This is a genomic window from Nonomuraea indica (genome assembly GCF_002850745.1).
Lineage (GTDB): Bacteria > Actinomycetota > Actinomycetes > Streptosporangiales > Streptosporangiaceae > Nonomuraea > Nonomuraea indica.
On sequence record NZ_KZ559479.1, the window covers coordinates 173,300 to 186,564 of the forward strand.

A 13,265-nucleotide genomic window follows, 5' to 3' on the forward strand; every position below is an offset into this window, starting at 1 on the left:
CGGCCGTATCCCGCCGCGCCGGGCGGGCGAGGGCCCGCCGGTACCGCCGACAGGGAGGTTCGATGCGCATCGTTTCCAGACTGGCCGACCGGGTGCTCGAGATGATCGCCCCGCACACCGTGGCACGGGCCGCCGACTGCGGCTACCAGTGCTGCAAGTTCCCGGCGTTCACCGCGAAGTACTGCTGCTACTACCCCGACGGCCGCGTGTCGTGCGGCGGCTGCAAGAGCAACGTCTACTGCTCCTGACCACCGGCAGGGCCACGCGCCCGCCACGATGACCGGTGCCCGGCGGCGGCCCGCCGCGGCCGGGCACACACTCATGAGCTTCCGACAGAGGTGTCCTGTGTCCTTCCTGATCGCCCTCGTGGCCCTGATCGGCGTCCTGTGCCTGGTGCTCCTGCTGTTGACCCTCGCGGTGGTCCGGCGGCTCCGGGAGCACACCAAGCTGATCGACGCGCTGTACGAGGCCGTCGGCGCCGGGTTGGCCGGAGCGGGCCACGGTGCGGCCGCCGGTCTGGCCGTCGGTGAGGCCGCCGGGGATTTCGACGCGACGACCGTGGACGGCGACCGCGTGTCGCGGGACCTCCTGCCCGAGGGCGCGGTCGTGGCGTTCCTGTCGCCTGACTGCCCGGGCTGCCACGAGCAGTTGCCGGAGCTGGTCTCGTGGGCGGCGGACCGGGACCGCTCGCGGGTGCTGGCGGTGGTGGACGGCCGGTCGGGCGATCCGGCGCAGCTGGTCACGGCGCTGTCACCGGTCGCCCGGGTGGTCGTGGACGACGCGTCCGCGCAGGTCGCCGAGGCGTTCAAGGTGCAGGCGTTCCCGACGTTCCTCCAGGTGGGCGCGGGCGGCAGGCTGCTCGCGACGGCGCCCCGCGTCTCCCGGCTGCCGGCCGGGTCCCCGGCGTGAGCGGCCGCCGGCAGGGGGCGACGCCGACGCCCCGGGTGCTGGCGGGCTGCGCGGCGAGGGCCGCCGGAACGGTGTGGCGGTCGGCGCCGCTCCACGTCCTCGGATACGCGGCGGTCACCCTGGTGGGCGCCGCCGTCCCGGTGGCCGTGGCCTGGCTGACGAAGGCCGTGCTGGACGGCCTGGCGCAGCACCGGACCAGCGCGTTGCTGGGCCTCGCGGTGACGATCGCCGTGGTGACGACGGCCGCCGCCGCGGCGGCGCAGGCCGCGCAGTACCTGCGCGCGGAGGTCGACCGGCGGGCGGCGGTGCACGCCAAGGACGAGCTGTTCGCGGCGGTGACCCGCTTCACGGGACTGGCGCCGTTCGAGAGCCCCGCCTTTCTCGACCGGATGCGCCTGGCACAGCAGAGCGCGGCCAACCCGGGCAGGCTGGTGGACACCGCGACCTCCGCCGTGCGCAGCGCGGTGACCGTCGCCGGGTTCCTCGGCTCGCTGGTGGTGATCAGCCCGGTGTTCACCGTCCTGGTGCTCGTGTCGGCCGTGCCGGCCCTGCTCGTCGAGCTGCGGCTGTCGCGGCAGCGGGTCGCGATGCTGTGGCGGATCGGGCCGGCCGAGCGCCGGGAGCTGTTCTACGCGCAGCTGATGTCGACCGCGGACGCCGCCAAGGAGATCCGCCTGTTCGACCTCGGCGCCTTCCTGCGCCTTCGCATGCTGACCGAGCTGCGGGCGGCCAACGCCGAGCGCCGCCGGATGGACCGGCGGGAGTTCCTCGTCCAGACGAGCCTGTCGGGCGCGTCGGTGGGCGTGGCCGGGGCGGGGCTGGTCTGGGCGATCCTCGCGGCGGGCCGCGGGCAGCTCGGCGTGGGCGACGTGTCGATGTTCGTGGCGGCCGTCGCCGGCGTCCAGTCGGCGCTGAACGTCATGGTGTCGGCCGGCGTGATGGCCCACGAGCAGCTGCTGACCTTCCACCACCACGTCACGATCGTGACCTCCGGCCCCGGCCTGCCGGCACCGCGACACCCCAGGCCGCTCCCGCGGCTGCGCCGCGGCGTCGAACTGCGCGACGTGTGGTTCCGGTACAGCGACGATCACCCGTGGGTCCTGCGCGGCGTCGACCTGTTCATCCCGCACGGCCGCACGGTCGCTCTCGTCGGCCACAACGGCGGCGGCAAGAGCACGCTGGTGAAGCTGCTGTGCCGGTTCTACGACCCGACACGAGGGTCCATCCTGTGGGACGGCGTGGACATCCGCGACGTCGCGCCGGAGGCGCTGCGCGCCCGGGTGGGCGCGGTCTTCCAGGACTTCGTGGCCTACGAACTGACGGCGGCCGAGAACATCGCCGTGGGCGACCTCGCCGCTGCCCGGGACCGGGCGCGGGTCGAGCGCGCGGCCCGGGACGCCGGCGTCCACGACACCCTCGCGGCCCTGCCGCGCGGCTACCGCACGCTCCTGAGCCGCGAGTTCGCCGCGGACCAGGAAGGCGAGGAGACGGACGGGGTGCTGCTCTCGGGCGGGCAGTGGCAGCGGGTGGCGCTCGCGAGGGCGTTCCTGCGCAGCGACCGGGACCTGATGATCCTGGACGAGCCCAGCTCCGGCCTGGATCCGGAGGCCGAGTACGAGGTGCACGGCCGGCTCTCGACGCTGCGGGCCGGGCGTACCAGCGTCGTGGTCTCGCATCGCCTCGGCGCCGTGCGCGCCGCCGACCGGATCGTGGTCCTGGCCGGCGGCGTCGTCGCCGAACAGGGCACGCACGCCACGCTGCTGGCGGAGGGCGGCACGTACGCGCGGCTGTTCGCCCGGCAGGCCGACGGCTACCGCGACGAGCCCCGCCCGGCTGAGGCGTCGCGATGACCGGCACGGTGACCGGCGTGATGATCGGCGCGGTCGGGGTGCTGGCGGGCGTCGCGGGCGTGCTCGCCGTCGTCCGGCTCCGCCGGCGGTACGTGGTGGTGACCGTGCACGGGGAGAGCATGCTGCCGACGTACCGGCCCGGCGAGCGCCTGGTCGTCCGCCGGACAGCGGCCCGTGCGCCGCGTGCCGGGCAGGTCGTGGTGCTGGCCGAGGCCGGTCACCCGCCGCCGGGCGGTCACGGGACCCCGAGCTGGATCGTCAAGCGGGTGGCGGCCGCACCGGGTGACCCGATCCCGCGGGACACCGTGCCCGCCCTCCGGGATGAGCCGGGGACACACGTCCCCGCCGGCCGCCTGGTCGTGCTGGGGGACAACCCGGACCGTTCCCACGACTCCCGGCACTCCGGGTACGCGACGACGGACCGCTTGCTCGGCGTGGTCCGGCGCAAGGTGGAGGGCCGCCGGCCGTCCGGGCCGGGAGGGCGGTGACGGCGGTCCGGGAGCGGCCACCCATCCGTGACGGCTCAGGCCGCGTGCTCACCGGCCGCGGTGACGCTCCGGCCGGTGCCGGGCACCGGGCTCCGGCGGGACGCGAGCGCCCGGTCGAGCAGGATGGCCGGCACGGCGGCCGCCGCCAGGCCGGCGCCGATCCAGACGACCGAGGTGACGCCCGCCCCGGCGTCGAGGGCGAGCCCGGCCAGCGCCGGCACCAGGCTGATGCCGAACTGGAAAGCGGAGACCGTGGTGGCTCCCGCGAGCGTCGGCGCCTCCGCCGCGATGCTGAACACGCGCCCGTAGAGGGCGGGGTTCAGCACGAAACCGGCGACTCCGAGCAGCGCCACGAGCGGGACCACGGCGAGCGCGTACGGGGCGAGGAGCGCGAGCAGGACCGAACCGGCCAGGATCCCGATCGCCCCGATCAGGAGCGCGTGGAACGGCAGCCTGTCGGCGATCCTGCCTCCGGCGGACAGGCCGGCGAAGGCGCCGACGCCGAACAGCGTGAGGATGGGCGGCACCCAGACGGCGGGGACGCCGGTGACACCGGTCAGGAAGGCCGCGAGGTAGTTGAACGAGATCATGTAGGCGGCGGTGGTCAGGATGACGACGGCGTAGACGACCCACAGCTGCGGCCGCCTCATGGTGCGAAGCTCGCTCGCCACCCGCGCCTCCCCGCCGGAGCCGGTGGCTGGCAGCACGAGGAGGGTCAGGGCCGCGCCTGCCAGGGTGAGGGCGACCACGCCCCAGAACCCGCCCCGCCATCCCGTGAAGTGGCTGAGCAGCGCGCCCGCCGGCCCACCGGCGATCATCGCGAGGCTGAGCCCGCTGACGACCACTCCCGAGGCGCGCGCCGTGCGGTCGGGCGTGACCAGGCTGATCGCGGTGACCGCCGCGACCGCCCAGAACCCCGCGTAGGCGAGCCCGCTGACGAAACGGGTGGCCAGGAGCAGCGCGTAGCTGTCGGTGAGCAGCCCGGCCGCCACCGAGGCGGCGAAGACGGCCTGAGTGGTCACGAGCGTGGCCCGTCGCGGCCAGTGCAGGGTCAGGACGGCCAGGGGAGGCCCGCCCAGGACGACGCCGGCGGCGAACGCCGAGATCAGCGCGCCGGCCGAGGACAGCGTGATCCGGAGGTCGTCCGCCACCGCGGGGAGGACGCCGGCGAGCAGGAACTCCGCGCTGCCCATCGCGAACAGGCAGAACGCGAGCAGGTGGACGCCGAACGGCAGCCGCCCTCCGGCGGTCCGCGCCCGCTGTGCGTTCCCGGCGCTCATCGGCCGTCACCCCCGTCACGGACCGAGCCACCGGCCGCGCCGGTGACCTCGGCCGCGCCGGTGGCGTCGGCCGTGCCGGTGACCGTGGCCGCGGCGGTGAGCGTGGCTGTGGCGGTGACCGCGGCTGTGGCGCGGTGCCGCCCGACGGCGCGCTCGACGTCCTCCTCCAGCAGGTCCGTGTTGATGGCGAACGCCGCGGCCGACCCCATGCCGGCGGCGGCGACGACCTGGGCGCGCGGGTCGACGACGTTGCCGGCGGCCCAGACCCCGGAGACGCTGGTACGGCCGGCCCGGTCGGTGGTGACCCAGCCGTTGTCGTCCCGGGCGCAGCCCAGCCCGGCCAGCAGCTCGTCGTGCGGCACCATGCGGGGGAAGAGGAAGGCCGCGTCGCGGGGGACCACGCGGCCGTCGGCGAGCCCGACGCCGCGCAGCCGGTCGCCGTCGACGACGAGCCGCTCGACCTGCCCCTCCACGACGCTCAGGCCGCGCGCGGCCAGCCGTTCCCTGTCGTCCGCCGTCAGGTCCAGGGCGTGCGGGAAGAAGACGACGTCGTCGCTCCACTGGCGCAGCAGCAGCGCCTGGTGCACCGCCCCCGGATGGGTGCCGAGGACGGCGAGGGGCTGGTCGCGCACCTCGTAGGCGTGACAGTAGGGGCAGTGCAGCACGTCCCTGCCCCACCGTTCGCGCACGCCGGGGATGCCGGGGAGCTCGTCGCGCAGTCCGGTCGCGACCAGGACCCGGCGCGCCCTGAGCACGGACCCGCCCGTCAGCCGGACATGGTAGCCCGGCCCGGCCTCGGCCGTGCGGCCGCTCCCGAGGCCGTCGTCCAGAGCCCCTTCCGCGCCGTCCTCCGGCCGGGGCCGGGGATCGATCCGCTCCACGCGGTCCCGGACGAGCCGGACACCGTACCGCGCCACCTCGGCGCGGCCGAGCTCGAGCAGGGTCGCGGGGGGCAGCCCGTCACGGGACAGGAAGCCGTGCATGTGCGCGGCGGGCGCGTTACGCGGCTCGCCCGCGTCGATCACCGCCACCCGGCGGCGGGCGCGTCCCAGGACCAGGGCGGCGTTCAGGCCGGCCGCCCCCGCGCCGACCACCACCACATCGTGGATCTCGTTGTCGTCCGTCGTGTCGATCATGACGATCACCTCCGGGCCCGATGGTGCTTTCCCCGTTGGCGAGACGACAACTTCTGTTGCCATTTCTGGGACAGGCGAGGTGGAATGGGGCCATGGACGAACCATCCCCGATCGCCGCCACACTGGCTCAGGTCGGCTCCCGCCTGAAGCGCATCCGCACCCGTCGCGGCATCACCCTGTCGGCGCTGGCCGAAGCCACCGGCATCTCCAAGAGCACGCTGTCGAGGCTGGAGTCGGGCCAGCGTCGCCCGAGCCTGGAGCTCCTGCTGCCCCTCGCGCAGGCGCACCAGGTGCCGCTGGACGAGCTGGTCGGGGCGCCCGAGGTGGGCGACCCCCGGGTCCGCTGCTCGCCCCGGCTCCGCAACGGCCGGACGGTGATCCCGTTGACCACCCAGCCGGGGCCGCTGCAGGCCTGGAAATCGATCATCCCGGCGGAGCAGAACCGGCCCGAACCGTGCACGCACGAGGGCTACGAGTGGCTGTACGTCCTGTCGGGGCGGCTGCGGCTCATCGTGGCCGGCCACGACCTGGTCATGGGGCCGGGCGAGGCCGCCGAGTTCGACACCCGCCTGCCGCACTGGTTCGGCCCCACGGGCGAGACGCCTGTCGAGGTGCTCAACCTCTTCGGCCGCCAGGGCGAGCGCGTGCACGTCCGCGCCCGGCCAAGCTCCCGGGAGGAGCGGGCTTCGTGACCGGCCCGGTCGTGGCCGTCCGGACGAAGAAATCTACATTGTAAAGGCGCTGGGGTTCGCCGCCGTGCCCTCCGTGTTCAGCAACACCACCACGGCAGCCGGTATGAGACCGAGGCTCGCCCGGCGCTCGTCCGCGCCGTCTCCGCGCAGCGCCACCCGCACGCCGGCGAGCGAGGCGGCGCCGCAGGGACCGGAGGAGACGCCGAGCGCGCTGAGGTCGCCGGCGGCGCAGGCGCTGTCGGCGTCGGCGACGGACACGGCGGCGTCCAGGCCGTCCCGCAGGTACGGCCAGGCGAGCGCGGACGGGGTGCCGCAGTTCAGGCCGGCCATGGTCGTCTCGCCGGTGGCGATGGTGACCGGCTCCCCGCGTGTCAGGCTGAGCAGGACGCACGGCGCGGCGTGCGGCTCGACCGACAGCAGCGCCGGGCCTGCCCCGGCCGGGCGGCCGCGGTAGTGGGTGACCACGGCCTGGGCGAGCGAGCCGACGCCCACGGGCACCGCGACGAGGTCGGGCCCGGCCGCCCCGGCGGCGGCGAGCTGGTCGTCGATCTCGGCGAGCAGGGTCGAGTAGCCCTCGACGATCCAGCCCGGGATCTTCTCGTAGCCCGGCCAGGCGGTGTCCTGCACGAGGACCGCGTCGGGGGCGGTGGCCGCCTCGGCCGCGCGGCGCACGGCGTCGTCGTACGGTCCCGCGACGCGGGTCACCTCGGCCCCCTCCTCCGCGATGGCGGCCACGGCCCGCGGATGCACGCCGCGCGGCACGAAGACGTGCGCCCGCTGGCCCATCAGCCGGGCCATGCGGGCCACGGCGCGCCCGTGGTTGCCGTCGGTGGCCGTCACCAGGGTGAGCGGGCCGGCCGGTGCGTCCGCGTCCGTCGCGCGCTCGGCGAGGACGCGGTGCACCGCCCACGACGCCCCCAGCGCCTTGAACGCGGGCAGCCCCAGCCGGGACGACTCGTCCTTGACGAACACCCGGCCGACGCCCAGCTCGACGGCGAGCGCGGGCAGCTCGATCAGCGGCGTGGGCGCGTAGCCGGTCAGCGTGGCGTGGAAGTCACGCACCCCGGCGGGCGCGGGCGCGCACCGCCAGGCCCGGGCGGCAGGCCGCGCGAGCCACGACGGCGTGGACGGCGACGTGGACGGCGACGTGGTCAACGGTCTCTCCTTGTCTCACGGTGCTCCTCAGGTCAAGTCTCCACCCGAGCCGGAGCGGCTGATCCCGCACCGGTAAGCGCCCGGACTGGATCACGCCTTGGCCACAAATCATCGAGGCTCTAGGCCGAAGGCGTTTTCCCCTTCACAGTGACGGCGAATCTGTCATCACACGGAGGTATGCGTGAAACGCGTCGCCGTCGTCGCCGTCAGCGCCTTGGCCGCCGCCGTTCTGGTCGCCCCCGCCCAGGCCCGGCAGCCGGATCAGGTCACGGAAAGCCAGGCAGAGTACGTCGTCCTCTACAAGGAGGGCGCCAGTGGTGCCCGGCAGGCCGTCGAGGCCGCGGGCGGGAAGATCGTCAAGGAGAACACCGCCGTCGGCGTCGCCACGGTCACCACCACGAACGCCGGGTTCGCCGCCGCGGCCCGGAGCAGCTCCGCGATCGAGGGAGTGGTGCACAACCGTCCCATCGGCAGCGTGCCCGACCAGGCCCGCGCCTCCGCCGGCGTCCGCAAGGCCGTCGAGGCCAAGGCCGCCGAGAAGGCCGTCGAGAGGGCCGGCCACGGCGCCCCGGCGAGCACCGGCCGCGGCAACCCGGGCCCGGGCGCCGAGCCGCTGGCCGAGCTGCAGTGGGACATGAAGCAGATCCGCGCCACCGCGGACGGGGCCCACCGCTACCAGCAGGGCGGCAAGGACGTCCTCGTCGGCGTCCTCGACACCGGCGTGGACGGCTCGCACCCCGACATCGCGCCGAACTTCAACGCCGCCCTGAGCCGCAACTTCACCGTCGACATCCCCGTCGACGCGAACGGCGCGGACGTGGACGGCCCGTGCGAGGCCGAGCCCGACCGCTCGTGCGAGGACCCCGCCGACGTGGACGAGAACGACCACGGCACGCACGTGGCCTCGTCGATCGCCTCACCGATCAACCGGCTCGGCATTGCCGGCGTCGCACCCAAGGTCTCGATCGTGAACCTGCGCGTCGGCCAGGACTCGGGCTACTTCTTCCTCCAGCCCAGCGTGGACGCGCTGACCTACGCCGGTGACCACGGCATCGACGTGGTGAACATGAGCTACTACATCGACCCGTGGCTGTTCAACTGCACGGACAACCCGGCCGACTCCGCCGCCGACCGGGCCGAGCAGGCCACGATCATCAAGGCAGCGCAGCGTGCCCTCGACTACGCGCACCGGCGCGGGGTGACCCTGGTGGGCGCCGCCGGCAACCAGGCGGCCGACTACACCAAGGACTACACCGACACCGGCAGCCCGAACTTCGCCAGCGTCCCCGGCGAGGCCCCGCGCGAGCGGACGATCCCGCCGAGCTGCGTGTCCATGCCGGGCGAGGGCAGGCACGTGGTCAGCGTCTCGTCCGTGGGCATCAGCAAGCGCAAGTCGTACTTCTCCAGCTACGGCAACGGATACGTGGACATCTCGGCGCCGGGTGGTGACGTCTACGACACCCCGGACAACACCCGCGACGTGACGAAGGGGACCCTGTCCGCCTACCCCGAGTCGTTGGCCAGGGCGCGCGGCGAGCTGAACCCCGACGGCACCCCCAACGTCGGCTACGTGGTCCGCGACTGCGATGGCTCCGTCTGCGGCTACTACCAGTACCTGCAGGGGACCTCGATGGCCTCCCCGCGTGCCGCCGGCGTGGCCGCGCTGATCGTCAGCAGGTTCGGGCATCCCGACCGGCGGCATGGCGGCAAGACGCTCGCCCCGGGCATCGTGGAGGCGGCGCTCAAGGCGAGCGCCACCAGGACCTCCTGCCCCGACCCGCGCGCCTTCACCTACACCAGGCACCTGCCCAACGGAACCACCGCGACCGACACGCACGTCTGCGAGGGCGGCCCGCTCCGCAACGGCTTCTACGGCTCCGGAATCGTCGACGCCCTGCGCGCCGTCCGCTGATCCTCCCCTGACCGTCCCCGCCTCCCGCGGCCCGCTGTGCGAGCCGCGGGAGGCGGGGCGGTAGGTGGAGGTCGCGTCATCCACGTCACGGGGTAGACATCCACCCGGACCGCCTGTTGCAGCGGGGCCGTGGGCGCCATGGCCGCCCGTCCGGCCGCCGCCGACGGAAGGAAGTGTGTGATGCATGCCACCGACGCCTACCGGGCCGTCCGGGACCAGTTGCTCGCGCTGCGCGGCGAGCATGCCCGGGCGGTGGCCGAGTTCCGCTGGCCGGAGCTGGGGGAGCGGTTCAACTGGGCGGTGGACTGGTTCGACGCGATCGCGCGCGGCAACGACCGTCCGGCGCTGCTGCTGGTGGAGGAGGACGGGTCGGCGGTACGGCGCAGCTTCGCGGAGATGTCGCGGGCGTCGGACCGGCTGGCGGCGTGGCTGGCGGCGCGCGGGGTGCGCAGGGGCGATCCGGTGATCCTCATGCTCGGCAACCAGGTCGAGCTGTGGGAGGCCATGCTCGCGGTGATGAAGCTCGGGGCGGTGATCATGCCGACCACGACGGCGGCCGGCCCGGCCGACCTCGCCGACCGGGTGGGGCGCGGGGGAGCCCGGCACGTGATCTGCAACGCCGCGGACGCGGGGAAGTTCGACGGCGTCCCGGGGGACTACACCCGCATCAGCGTGGGCGCGGCCGACGGGTGGGCCGACCTGCGGGGCGCCGCCGAGCTGGAGCACGTGCCGGTGGAGCACCCGGGTACGGCGCCGGGCGATCCCCTGCTGCTGTACTTCACGTCCGGCACCACCTCGCGGCCGAAGCTGGTCGAGCACACCCAGGTCTCCTATCCGGTGGGCCACCTGACCACGATGTACTTCCTGGGGCTGCGGCCGGGCGACGTGCACCTGAACATCTCCTCGCCCGGCTGGGCCAAGCACGCCTGGTCGTGCTTCTTCGCCCCGTGGATCGCCGAGGCCACCGTCTTCGTCCACAACTACCGCCGTTTCGACGCCGCCGCGCTGCTGGGGCAGCTGCGTGAGCGGGGGGTCACGTCGTTCTGCGCCCCGCCGACGGTGTGGCGGATGCTGATCAACGCCGAGCTCGGCGAGCGTCCCGCCGCCCTGCGCGAGGTCGTGGCCGCCGGCGAGCCGCTCAACCCCGAGGTGATCGAGCGGGTCCGCCGAGCCTGGGGGCTGACGATCCGGGACGGTTTCGGGCAGACCGAGACCACCGCGCAGGTGGGCAACACGCCCGGTGCGCCGGTGCGGCCGGGATCGATGGGCCGTCCTCTCCCGGGTGTCCCGGTCGTCCTGGTCGATCCGGTCACCGGCCGGGCGGTCGCCGGGGTGGGGGAGGGGGAGATCTGCCTCGACCTGTCGCGTGAGCCGCTGCCGCTGATGACCGGGTACCGGGGCGACGAGGAGCGCAACGCCGAGGCCATGGCCGGCGGCTACTACCACACGGGCGACGTCGCGGCCGTGGACGCCGACGGGTACATCACCTACATCGGCCGTACCGACGACGTCTTCAAGGCCAGCGACTACAAGATCAGCCCGTTCGAGCTGGAGTCGGTCCTCATCGAGCATCCGGCGGTGGCCGAGGCCGCCGTCGTCCCCGCCCCCGATCCGGTGCGGCTGGCGGTGCCCAAGGCGTACATCGGCCTCGCCCCGGGGTACGAGCCGAGCGAGGAGACGGCGCTGTCGATCCTGCGGTACGCGCGCGAGCACCTGGCGCCGTACCAGCGGGTCCGGCGCGTCGAGTTCGCCGAGCTGCCGAAGACGATCTCGGGGAAGATCCGCCGGGTCGAGCTGCGCGCCCGGGAGCACGACCTCGCCGCGGCGGGTGGTGGCATGGAATGGCGCGACGACCAGTTCCCCGAGCTCAAACAGCCGTGATCTACACCGTAAAGGGCCCGGGTCGATAGCAAGATCAACATCTCAGAAACCCGGCCAGATCATCGACAGGGCAGCGCGCGTCGCGCCGGTGTCAGTCGTCGATGGCCTGGTAGAGCGTGATCCAGAAGCCGTTGATGGCCCGCGCCGAGTCCGAGGTGGACCTGCCGGTCTGCGTGAGCAGGATGCCGGCGAGCCGGTTGCGCGGGTCGGCGTAGACGGTGGTGCCGGCTCCGCCGTCCCGGCCGAACTGGCCGACGGGCCGACGGGCCGACGGCGGTTCGGTGGTCGGTGGTCTTGGCGGCACATACTCGCGGCCGTATACTCGTGGGCGAGTAAGGGGTGGTTCCGGTGGCCGAGCGCCGCAAGGTAGGCAATCTGCTGGCGCTGGCCGTGCTGGCCGCGCTCGTCGAGAAGTCCATGCATCCCTACGAGATGGCGACGTTCCTCAAGGCCAGGGGCAAGGACGAGGACATGCCGATCAAGTGGGGCTCGCTCTACACCGTCGTGGCCAACCTGGCCAAGCACGGCCTGGTCGAGGCCGTGGAGAGCGGACGGCAGGGCGGCAGGCCCGAGCGGACCGTCTACCGCGTCACCGAGGCGGGCCGGGCCGAGCTCGCCGACTGGACCCGCGAGCTCGTGGCCACGCCCGAACGGGAGTACCCGCGGTTCAAGGCGGGGCTGTCGGTGCTGGGCGGGCTCGGTCCTGACGAAGCCGCCGAGCTGCTGCGCCGCAGGCTCGAGGCGCTGGAGCGCGGGCTGGCCGAGCAGCGGGCGGCGCTCGACGCGCAGCGGGCGGCAGTGCCTCGGCTGTTCCTGCTGGAGTCGGAGTACGAGCTGACCATGCGTGAAGCCGAGGCCGGCTGGACCAGGCGGCTGCTGGCGGACCTGACCGGGGGGTCCTTCCCCGATCTCGACGAGTGGCGGCGCTTCCACGAGAGCGGAGGCGTCTGACCGGACCTGGTGAAAGCGGGCCCTGGACGGGTGCGGGAACACCCGTCCAGGGCCCTGACCCTCGAACCCAGACCCGCGGAAAGAGCAAGCCCGGCCACGAGGTGGCAACGGCAAGGATAGCCGGGCTGTTCTCCCGCGGGCCGCGACCACATGGGAGACAGACGATGACCCACGAGATGACCCGGGAGACGGTGACGTCGAAGGACGGCACCACGGTGGGCTACCGCAGGATCGGGCGGGGCCCCGCGGTGATCCTGCTCCACGGGGCGATGGAGACGGGCCTCGCCCACAGCGAGCTGGCCGAGGCGCTGGCCCGCGACTTCACCTGCTTCCTGCCCGACCGGCGCGGGCGCGGGACCAGCGGCCCGTGCGGCGCCCCGCACGGCGTGCGGGACGAGGTCGAGGACCTGCGGGCCGTGCTGGCCGCGACCGGGGCGGAGCGCGTGCTCGGCGTCAGCTCAGGAGCGATCATCACGCTGCTGGCCGCGCTGGAGACGCCGGCCCTCGGCAAGGCGGCGATCTTCGAGCCGCCGTTCCTGGCCGACACCGCGTGGCTGCCGCGCTTCGAGCGGGAGCTGGCGGCGGGGAAGGTCGCCGCCGCCCTGGTGACCAGCATGCTCGGCACCCGGATGGGGCCGCCGGCGCTCGACCGGGTGCCGCGGCCGATCCTGCGCGCGATGGCGGCTGCGGGTATGAACAGGGGCGGTGAACTGTCGTTCCGCTCGCTCGTGCCGACCCTGAGCGCCGATACGCGGATCGTGCTGGAGACCCGCGACGGCATCGAGCGGCTGGGCCGGCTCGACGCCGAGGTGCTGCTGCTCGGCGGTGAGACCAGCGCGCCGTACCTCAAGGCCGGGCTCGACCGGCTGGAGGAGGTGCTGCCGAAGGCGTCGAGGATCGAGTGGCCCGGCCTGGGGCACGGCGCCACGGGCAACGCGAGGATGGGCGGCAGGCCGGAGCTGGTCGCCCGTGACCTGCGGCGTTTCTTCCTCGATCAGTAGGGGCCGGGCC

13 protein-coding genes are annotated in these 13,265 nt (G+C 74.1%); 9 read left to right on the forward strand and 4 right to left on the reverse strand.

Features of this window, described 5'->3' with window-relative positions; translation table 11 throughout:
- Positions 1-62: 62 nt before the first annotated feature.
- The 4 genes from CXR44_RS29900 to CXR44_RS29915 all read left to right on the forward strand — a co-directional run bounded on the left by CXR44_RS29900 (position 63) and on the right by CXR44_RS29915 (position 3,247).
- Positions 63-248, forward strand: coding sequence for a hypothetical protein (locus CXR44_RS29900; RefSeq protein ID WP_101789473.1), 186 nt, complete (start codon positions 63-65; stop codon positions 246-248).
- 97 nt (positions 249-345) lie between these two features.
- Positions 346-909, forward strand: a complete 564-nt coding sequence (locus tag CXR44_RS29905; protein WP_180903771.1) for a TlpA family protein disulfide reductase — start codon at positions 346-348, stop codon at positions 907-909.
- On the forward strand, positions 906-2,759 hold the full coding sequence (locus CXR44_RS29910) for an ABC transporter ATP-binding protein (protein WP_101789475.1): 1,854 nt from the start codon (positions 906-908) through the stop codon (positions 2,757-2,759). The genes CXR44_RS29905 and CXR44_RS29910 overlap by 4 nt, the downstream gene beginning before the upstream one ends.
- The gene (locus CXR44_RS29915) at positions 2,756-3,247 is read left to right on the forward strand and encodes a S26 family signal peptidase (protein ID WP_219602030.1); all 492 of its coding nucleotides are present in this window, start codon (positions 2,756-2,758) and stop codon (positions 3,245-3,247) included. Before CXR44_RS29910 ends, CXR44_RS29915 begins: the two co-directional genes overlap by 4 nt.
- A gap of 35 nt (positions 3,248-3,282) precedes the next feature.
- Here the strand turns inward: CXR44_RS29915 and CXR44_RS29920 are convergent, their stop codons facing one another.
- Together CXR44_RS29920 and CXR44_RS29925 are read right to left on the reverse strand one after the other, a co-directional pair.
- Complete coding sequence (locus CXR44_RS29920) at positions 3,283-4,527, reverse strand: MFS transporter (protein WP_101789476.1); 1,245 nt, start codon at positions 4,525-4,527, stop codon at positions 3,283-3,285.
- Positions 4,524-5,663 carry an NAD(P)/FAD-dependent oxidoreductase gene (locus CXR44_RS29925; RefSeq protein ID WP_101789517.1) on the reverse strand — a complete coding sequence of 380 codons (1,140 nt, stop codon included), beginning with the start codon at positions 5,661-5,663 and terminating at the stop codon, positions 4,524-4,526. Before CXR44_RS29925 ends, CXR44_RS29920 begins: the two co-directional genes overlap by 4 nt.
- A 92-nt stretch (positions 5,664-5,755) precedes the next feature.
- Between CXR44_RS29925 and CXR44_RS29930 the strand changes: the two genes are divergently transcribed.
- A complete protein-coding gene (locus tag CXR44_RS29930) occupies positions 5,756-6,355 on the forward strand; it encodes a helix-turn-helix domain-containing protein (protein WP_101789477.1) in 600 nt (199 codons plus the stop codon).
- Positions 6,356-6,388: 33 nt separating this feature from the next.
- Here the strand turns inward: CXR44_RS29930 and CXR44_RS29935 are convergent, their stop codons facing one another.
- Positions 6,389-7,510, reverse strand: coding sequence for a diaminopropionate ammonia-lyase (locus tag CXR44_RS29935; RefSeq protein WP_219602031.1), 1,122 nt, complete (start codon positions 7,508-7,510; stop codon positions 6,389-6,391).
- A gap of 181 nt (positions 7,511-7,691) precedes the next feature.
- Here CXR44_RS29935 and CXR44_RS29940 point away from each other — a divergent pair, with 181 nt between their 5' ends.
- Both CXR44_RS29940 and CXR44_RS29945 read left to right on the forward strand, forming a co-directional pair.
- A complete protein-coding gene (locus CXR44_RS29940) occupies positions 7,692-9,422 on the forward strand; it encodes a S8 family serine peptidase (RefSeq protein WP_101789478.1) in 1,731 nt (576 codons plus the stop codon).
- Between the two features lie 180 nt (positions 9,423-9,602).
- The gene (locus CXR44_RS29945) at positions 9,603-11,303 is read left to right on the forward strand and encodes an AMP-binding protein (RefSeq protein WP_101789479.1); all 1,701 of its coding nucleotides are present in this window, start codon (positions 9,603-9,605) and stop codon (positions 11,301-11,303) included.
- A 91-nt stretch (positions 11,304-11,394) separates the two neighbouring features.
- On the opposite strand, the gene CXR44_RS29950 is transcribed toward CXR44_RS29945, so the two are convergent.
- The gene (locus CXR44_RS29950; protein WP_245899555.1) at positions 11,395-11,607 is read right to left on the reverse strand and encodes a hypothetical protein; all 213 of its coding nucleotides are present in this window, start codon (positions 11,605-11,607) and stop codon (positions 11,395-11,397) included.
- Between the two features lie 44 nt (positions 11,608-11,651).
- Here CXR44_RS29950 and CXR44_RS29955 point away from each other — a divergent pair, with 44 nt between their 5' ends.
- Positions 11,652-12,254: a PadR family transcriptional regulator gene (locus tag CXR44_RS29955; protein WP_101789519.1), complete on the forward strand. Its 603-nt coding sequence runs from the start codon at positions 11,652-11,654 to the stop codon at positions 12,252-12,254.
- Positions 12,255-12,418: 164 nt separating this feature from the next.
- Positions 12,419-13,255 carry an alpha/beta fold hydrolase gene (locus CXR44_RS29960; protein WP_101789480.1) on the forward strand — a complete coding sequence of 279 codons (837 nt, stop codon included), beginning with the start codon at positions 12,419-12,421 and terminating at the stop codon, positions 13,253-13,255.
- Positions 13,256-13,265 lie beyond the last annotated feature (10 nt).